This window comes from Streptomyces sp. col6 (assembly GCF_008042035.1).
Classification (GTDB): Bacteria; Actinomycetota; Actinomycetes; order Streptomycetales; family Streptomycetaceae; genus Streptomyces.
This window is the reverse complement of sequence record NZ_RDBL01000013.1, coordinates 1,428,072-1,433,553: the sequence shown is the minus strand read 5'-3', so window position 1 is coordinate 1,433,553 and position 5,482 is coordinate 1,428,072. Positions and strand designations below refer to the sequence as shown.

At 71.6% G+C, this 5,482-nt stretch carries 7 protein-coding genes; 1 reads left to right on the top strand and 6 read right to left on the bottom strand.

Going from position 1 to position 5,482, the window contains the following annotated elements; all coding sequences use genetic code 11:
- A partial coding sequence (locus EAO73_RS36060; protein ID WP_224756418.1) for an aspartate carbamoyltransferase catalytic subunit occupies nt 1–967 on the bottom strand: 967 nt, incomplete at its 3' end.
- A gap of 86 nt (nt 968–1,053) precedes the next feature.
- The gene (pyrR, locus tag EAO73_RS23240; RefSeq protein ID WP_147973394.1) at nt 1,054–1,638 is read right to left on the bottom strand and encodes a bifunctional pyr operon transcriptional regulator/uracil phosphoribosyltransferase PyrR; all 585 of its coding nucleotides are present in this window, start codon (nt 1,636–1,638) and stop codon (nt 1,054–1,056) included.
- A 221-nt stretch (nt 1,639–1,859) separates the two neighbouring features.
- Between pyrR and bldD the strand changes: the two genes are divergently transcribed.
- Nucleotides 1,860–2,360 (top strand): transcriptional regulator BldD, encoded by a 501-nt coding sequence (bldD, locus tag EAO73_RS23235; RefSeq protein ID WP_018103903.1) that lies wholly within the window; start codon nt 1,860–1,862, stop codon nt 2,358–2,360.
- 166 nt (nt 2,361–2,526) lie between these two features.
- On the opposite strand, the gene nusB is transcribed toward bldD, so the two are convergent.
- From nusB to EAO73_RS23215, 4 genes are all read right to left on the bottom strand, one after another.
- Entirely contained in the window at nt 2,527–2,958 is a 432-nt protein-coding gene (gene nusB, locus EAO73_RS23230) for a transcription antitermination factor NusB (RefSeq protein WP_147973393.1), read from the bottom strand.
- 2 nt (nt 2,959–2,960) lie between these two features.
- The gene (efp, locus tag EAO73_RS23225) at nt 2,961–3,527 is read right to left on the bottom strand and encodes an elongation factor P (protein WP_018103901.1); all 567 of its coding nucleotides are present in this window, start codon (nt 3,525–3,527) and stop codon (nt 2,961–2,963) included.
- A 51-nt stretch (nt 3,528–3,578) separates the two neighbouring features.
- A complete protein-coding gene (locus tag EAO73_RS23220) occupies nt 3,579–4,685 on the bottom strand; it encodes an aminopeptidase P family protein (protein ID WP_147973392.1) in 1,107 nt (368 codons plus the stop codon).
- A 70-nt stretch (nt 4,686–4,755) separates the two neighbouring features.
- A complete protein-coding gene (locus EAO73_RS23215) occupies nt 4,756–5,457 on the bottom strand; it encodes an AAA family ATPase (protein WP_224756417.1) in 702 nt (233 codons plus the stop codon).
- Between the last annotated feature and the right edge of the window lie 25 nt (nt 5,458–5,482).

The following is a 5,482-nucleotide window of genomic DNA, read 5'->3' as shown; positions in this document are numbered from 1 at the left end:
CGGCGGTGGGGACGGAGGCGGCCGGCTCGTAGCCGCCGAGCAGCAGGTAGAGCACGGCCATGCGGATGGAGACGCCGTTGGCGACCTGCTCGACGACCGTGCAGCGGTCGGAGTCGGCGACCTCGGCGGTGATCTCCATGCCGCGGACCATGGGGCCGGGGTGCATGACGACGGCGTGCTCCGGCATCTTGGCCATGCGCTCGCCGTCCAGCCCGTAGCGGCGCGAGTACTCGCGCTCGGTCGGGAAGTAGGCGGCGTTCATCCGCTCACGCTGCACACGAAGCATCATCACAGCGTCGGACTGGGCCAGCACGTCGTCGAGGCCGTAGCTGACGTCGCAGGGCCACTGCTCGACGCCGACCGGGACCAGGGTGGGCGGGGCGACGAGGGTGACGTGGGCGCCGAGCGTGTTCAGCAGGTGCACGTTGGAGCGGGCGACCCGGCTGTGCAGGATGTCGCCGACGATGGTGATCCGGCGGCCTTCGAGGTCCTTGCCGAGTCCGGCGTCGGCGCCGACGAGCCGGCGGCGCATGGTGAAGGCGTCCAGGAGGGCCTGGGTGGGGTGCTCGTGGGTGCCGTCGCCGGCGTTGACGACCGCGCCGTCGATCCAGCCGGAGGTGGCCAGCCGGTACGGGGCGCCCGAGGCGCCGTGGCGGATGACGACGGCGTCGGCGCCCATCGCCTCCAGCGTCAGGGCGGTGTCCTTGAGCGACTCGCCCTTGGAGACGGACGAGCCCTTCGCGGAGAAGTTGATGACGTCGGCGGACAGCCGCTTGGCGGCCGCCTCGAAGGAGATGCGGGTACGCGTCGAGTCCTCGAAGAAGAGGTTGACGACGGTACGGCCGCGCAGGGTGGGGAGCTTCTTGATCGGCCGGTCCGCGACCCGGGCCATCTCCTCGGCGGTGTCGAGGATCAGGACGGCGTCGTCGCGGGTGAGGTCGGCGGCCGAGATGAGGTGACGCTTCATCTGGGTGTTCTCCGGGTGGCTGGAGGTTTCAGGCATGCGGGCGCGCGGAAGCCGCCGCACGGCGGGCGGGCCGTACGGACGGGGAGCTAACGCTCGACCGCGGGGGCGGCCTGCTCGACCCCGAGCAGCACGGCGTCGCGGCCGTCCTCCTCGGCGAGCTGGACCTTGACCGTCTCCCGCAGCGACGTGGGGAGGTTCTTGCCGACGTAGTCGGCGCGGATCGGCAGTTCGCGGTGGCCCCGGTCGACGAGGACCGCGAGCTGCACCGCACGGGGCCGGCCGATGTCGCCGAGCGCGTCGAGGGCGGCGCGGATCGTGCGGCCGGAGAAGAGGACGTCGTCGACCAGGACGACCAGACGGCCCTCGATGCCCTCGCCGGGGATCTCGGTGCGGGCCAGGGCGCGCGCGGGGCGCAGCCTGAGGTCGTCGCGGTACATGGTGATGTCGAGGGAGCCGACCGGGATCGTGCGGCCGGTGATCTCTTCGAGCTTGCCGGCGAGCCTGCGGGCGAGGAAGACGCCGCGTGTCGGGATGCCGAGGAGCACCACGTCGTCGGCGCCCTTGGCGCGTTCGACGATCTCGTGGGCGATGCGGGTGAGGACCCGGGCGATGTCGGGAGCCTCCAGAACGGGGCGTGCCGCGTTGCCGGTGGCGTCGTGCTGTGCGTCCATAAGAAACGGACCTCCTTCTCCGCCTCACGGGACGGACCTTAAAGGACGTCGAAATTGCGTCATCCACGTTACCAGGGCCCGCACCGACCCTCGGCCCCGCCCCCGGGGAGAGCCGGTACGGACCATCTCAGCTTGACGCGGCCAAGTAACGCTGCGTAACCTCACAGTGAGTTACCAGCCACGCGGCCGAGCCGCGAACGTTCCAGCGTCCGGGGAGCCTTATGTCCAGCGAATACGCAAAGCAGCTCGGGGCCAAGCTCCGTGCCATCCGCACCCAGCAGGGCCTCTCCCTCCACGGCGTGGAGGAGAAGTCCCAGGGCCGCTGGAAGGCCGTCGTGGTCGGTTCGTACGAGCGCGGCGACCGTGCCGTGACCGTGCAGCGCCTTGCCGAGCTGGCGGACTTCTACGGCGTCCCGGTCCAGGAGCTCCTGCCCGGCACGACGCCCGGCGGTGCCGCCGAGCCGCCGCCGAAGCTCGTCCTCCAGCTGGAGCGCCTGGCCCACGTGCCGCCGGAGAAGGCCGGTCCGCTCCAGCGCTACGCGGCGACGATCCAGAGCCAGCGCGGCGACTACAACGGCAAGGTGCTCTCGATCCGCCAGGACGACCTGCGCACGCTGGCCGTGATCTACGACCAGTCGCCTTCCGTGCTGACGGAGCAGCTGATCAGCTGGGGCGTGCTGGACGCGGACGCGCGCCGCGCCGTCGCCCACGACGAGGGCTGAGCAGCCCCCCGAAGAAACGTGCCGCCGGGTTCGGCGGGGCCCCTCACGGGTGCCCTGCCGGGCCCGGCTTTCTCGTACACCCGGCGGGCGCGCGGCCGGGTCCGGACATGCCGAAGGGCCCATGGCTTGAGCCATGGGCCCTTCGTCGGCGGAACGCCGCCGGGAGTCACTGCTCCCGGCGGAGGTTCGGCTTGAGGTCCTTGAAACGGGCCAGCAGACCGTTCACGAAGGACGGGGAGTCGTCGGTGGAGAACTCCTTGGCGATCTGCACCGCCTCGTCGATCACCACCGCGTCCGGGGTCGCGTCGACCCAGATCAGCTCGTACGCACCGAGCCGCAGGATGTTCCGGTCGACGACCGGCATGCGGTCGAGCTCCCAGTCCACGGCGTACGTGACGATGAGGTCGTCGATGCGGTCCGCGTACTGCGCGTACCCCTCGACGAGCTCCATCGTGTACTCGGTGACCGGCGGCTGACGGGTGTCGGACCGCGAGTGCCGCACCCAGTCCGCGAGGACCGTCAGCACGGACTCGTCGCGCTGGTCGGCCTCGAACAGGATCTGGAAGGCGCGCTTGCGCGCCGTGTTACGAGCAGCCACGACTACTTGTTCACCCGGCTGATGTACTCGCCGGAGCGGGTGTCGACCTTGATCGTCTCACCCGTGGTGATGAACAGCGGGACGCCGATCTCGTAACCGGTCTCCAGGGTGGCCGGCTTGGTGCCGCCGGTGGAACGGTCGCCCTGGACGCCCGGGTCCGTGTGCTGGATCTTCAGCTCGACGGCAGCCGGCAGCTCGACGTACAGCACCTCGCCGTCGTGCTGGGCGACGGAGGCGGTGAAGCCCTCGATCAGGAAGTTGGCGGTGTCACCGACGGCCTTGCGGTCGACCATCAGCTGGTCGTACGTGTCCATGTCCATGAAGACGAAGTAGTCGCCGTCCATGTACGAGAACTGCATGTCGCGCCGGTCGACGGTGGCCGTCTCGACCTTGATGCCTGCGTTGAAGGTCTTGTCGACGACCTTGCCGGAGAGCACGTTCTTGAGCTTGGTGCGCACGAAGGCCGGGCCCTTGCCGGGCTTGACGTGCTGAAACTCGACTACGGACCAGAGCTGGCCCCCGTCGAGCTTGAGCACCATGCCGTTCTTGAGGTCGTTCGTGGAAGCCACGGTTGCGGAATCTCCTGGGCTGAAGCTGGTGGAACGACCGAGGGACGCGCGCTAGAGCGCGAGCAGCTCCTTGGTCGTAATGGTGAGTAGCTCGGGTCCGCCGTCCGCCTCGGGGCGCACGACGAGCGTGTCATCGATCCGGACCCCGCCCCGGCCCGGGAGGTGGACCCCCGGTTCGACGGTGACCGGCACACAAGCGTCCAGTTTACCCATGGCAGCGGGTGCCAGCTGCGGGTCCTCATCGATTTCGAGCCCCACCCCGTGGCCCGTGAAGGGCGCGAGGCCTTCGCCGTGGCCTGCGGAGTCCAGGAGATGGCGGGCGGCCCGGTCCACGTCACGGCACTCGGCGCCGGGCAGCAGAGCCTCGCGGCCGGCCCTCTGAGCGGCGAAAACCAGCTCGTACAGCTCGATCTGCCAGTCGGCGGGCGCCGTGCCGATGACGAACGTCCGGCCGATCTCGCAGCGGTAGCCGCGGTAGTTCGCGCCCAGGCAGACGGACAGGAAATCTCCCTCCTCCACCCGCCGGTCCGTGGGCCGGTGACGGCCCCGGCCGGAGTTCGGGCCGGTGGCGACGGAGGTCGCGAAGGCGGGTCCGTCGGCGCCGTGGTCCACCAGCCGGCGTTCCAGCTCCAGGGCCAGGTGCCTTTCGGTGCGGCCGACGAGAATCGATTCGAGGAGTTCGCCCAGCGCCTGGTCGGTGATCTCGGCCGCGATCCGCAGGCAGCCGATCTCGTCCTCGTCCTTGACGATGCGCAGCTGCTCGACGGTGGCGCCCAGATCGGCCAGCCGGAGCTTCGGCGCGACCGAGGCCATGGCCCGGTGCCGGGCGACCGTCAGGTCGTGTTCCTCGACGGCCAGCGACTCCGCGCCGCCCGTGACGGCCAGGTCCGCGGCGGCGACCACCGGATCACCGTCGGCCACCGGCAGCAGATCCACCCGCAGGGCCTCGTCGGTGCGCCCGTCGGCCGGGTCGCCGGTCGGCGGGCGGGGGCAGAGCAGGACGTCCTCGCCGGGGCCGAGCAGCAGCACGGCACCCGGGGGCGCTCCCCCGGCCAGGTAGCGGACGTTGGCGGGGCGGGAGACCAGGGCGGCCGCGGATCCGACTGCGGCGCACCGGTCGCGGAGCAGCCCGCGTCGGACGGCGTACACCTCTGACATGCGTCGAGCGTACGAGCGCGGCGGCCGGCCCGCCCGGTCAGCGCATCCGACCGGGGGGCGGGCCGCCGTCCTACCAGGCCGGGGGGCTGGCCAGGGACCGGGCGAGTATGTCGTCCAGGACCCGGGCGGTGGTCTCCACGTCGTACGTGGAGTTGTCGATGATCGGGAGCCCGGAGCCGTACCAGCCGGCCATCCGGCCGTGGATGCGGGCCACCTCCTCGTCGGAGAGCCGGCGGTTGCCGCTGCGCTCGGCGTTGCGCTCCAGGACGATCTCCAGACCGGGCAGCAGCACGACGGGCAGGAGCCCGGGGCCGACGTGGCGCTTCCAGCCGCCGAGGCCGACGACGGGCCGGTCGGGGAAGACGGCGTCGTCCAGGATGCAGGAGATGCCGTTGGCCAGGAAGTTGCGGGCGGCGAAGCCGCAGGTGCGGCGGGCCAGGCGGTACTGGGCCTCCGACTGGTCGTTCCACCCGGCCTGCGGGTCCGCGAAGCCGGAGCAGACCCACTCGCGGACGTCGTCGAGGCTGACGTGGGCGGTGGGCACCCGGCGGCGGGCCGCCCAGAGCCGGGCCACGGTGGTCTTGCCGGCGCCCGCCGGGCCGATCAGGAGCACCGCGAGGGTCGCGTTGCCCGTGCCGGGCTCGGCGGGCGGCACGGGCAGCGGCACGGGCCTGCCCGGCGGCAGCTGGACGTGTCCGGTGGTCTCACGGAGGGCGGGSGCCGGCAAGACCACCGTGGCCCGGCTCTGGGCGGCCCGCCGCCGGGTGCCCACCGCCCACGTCAGCCTCGACGACGTC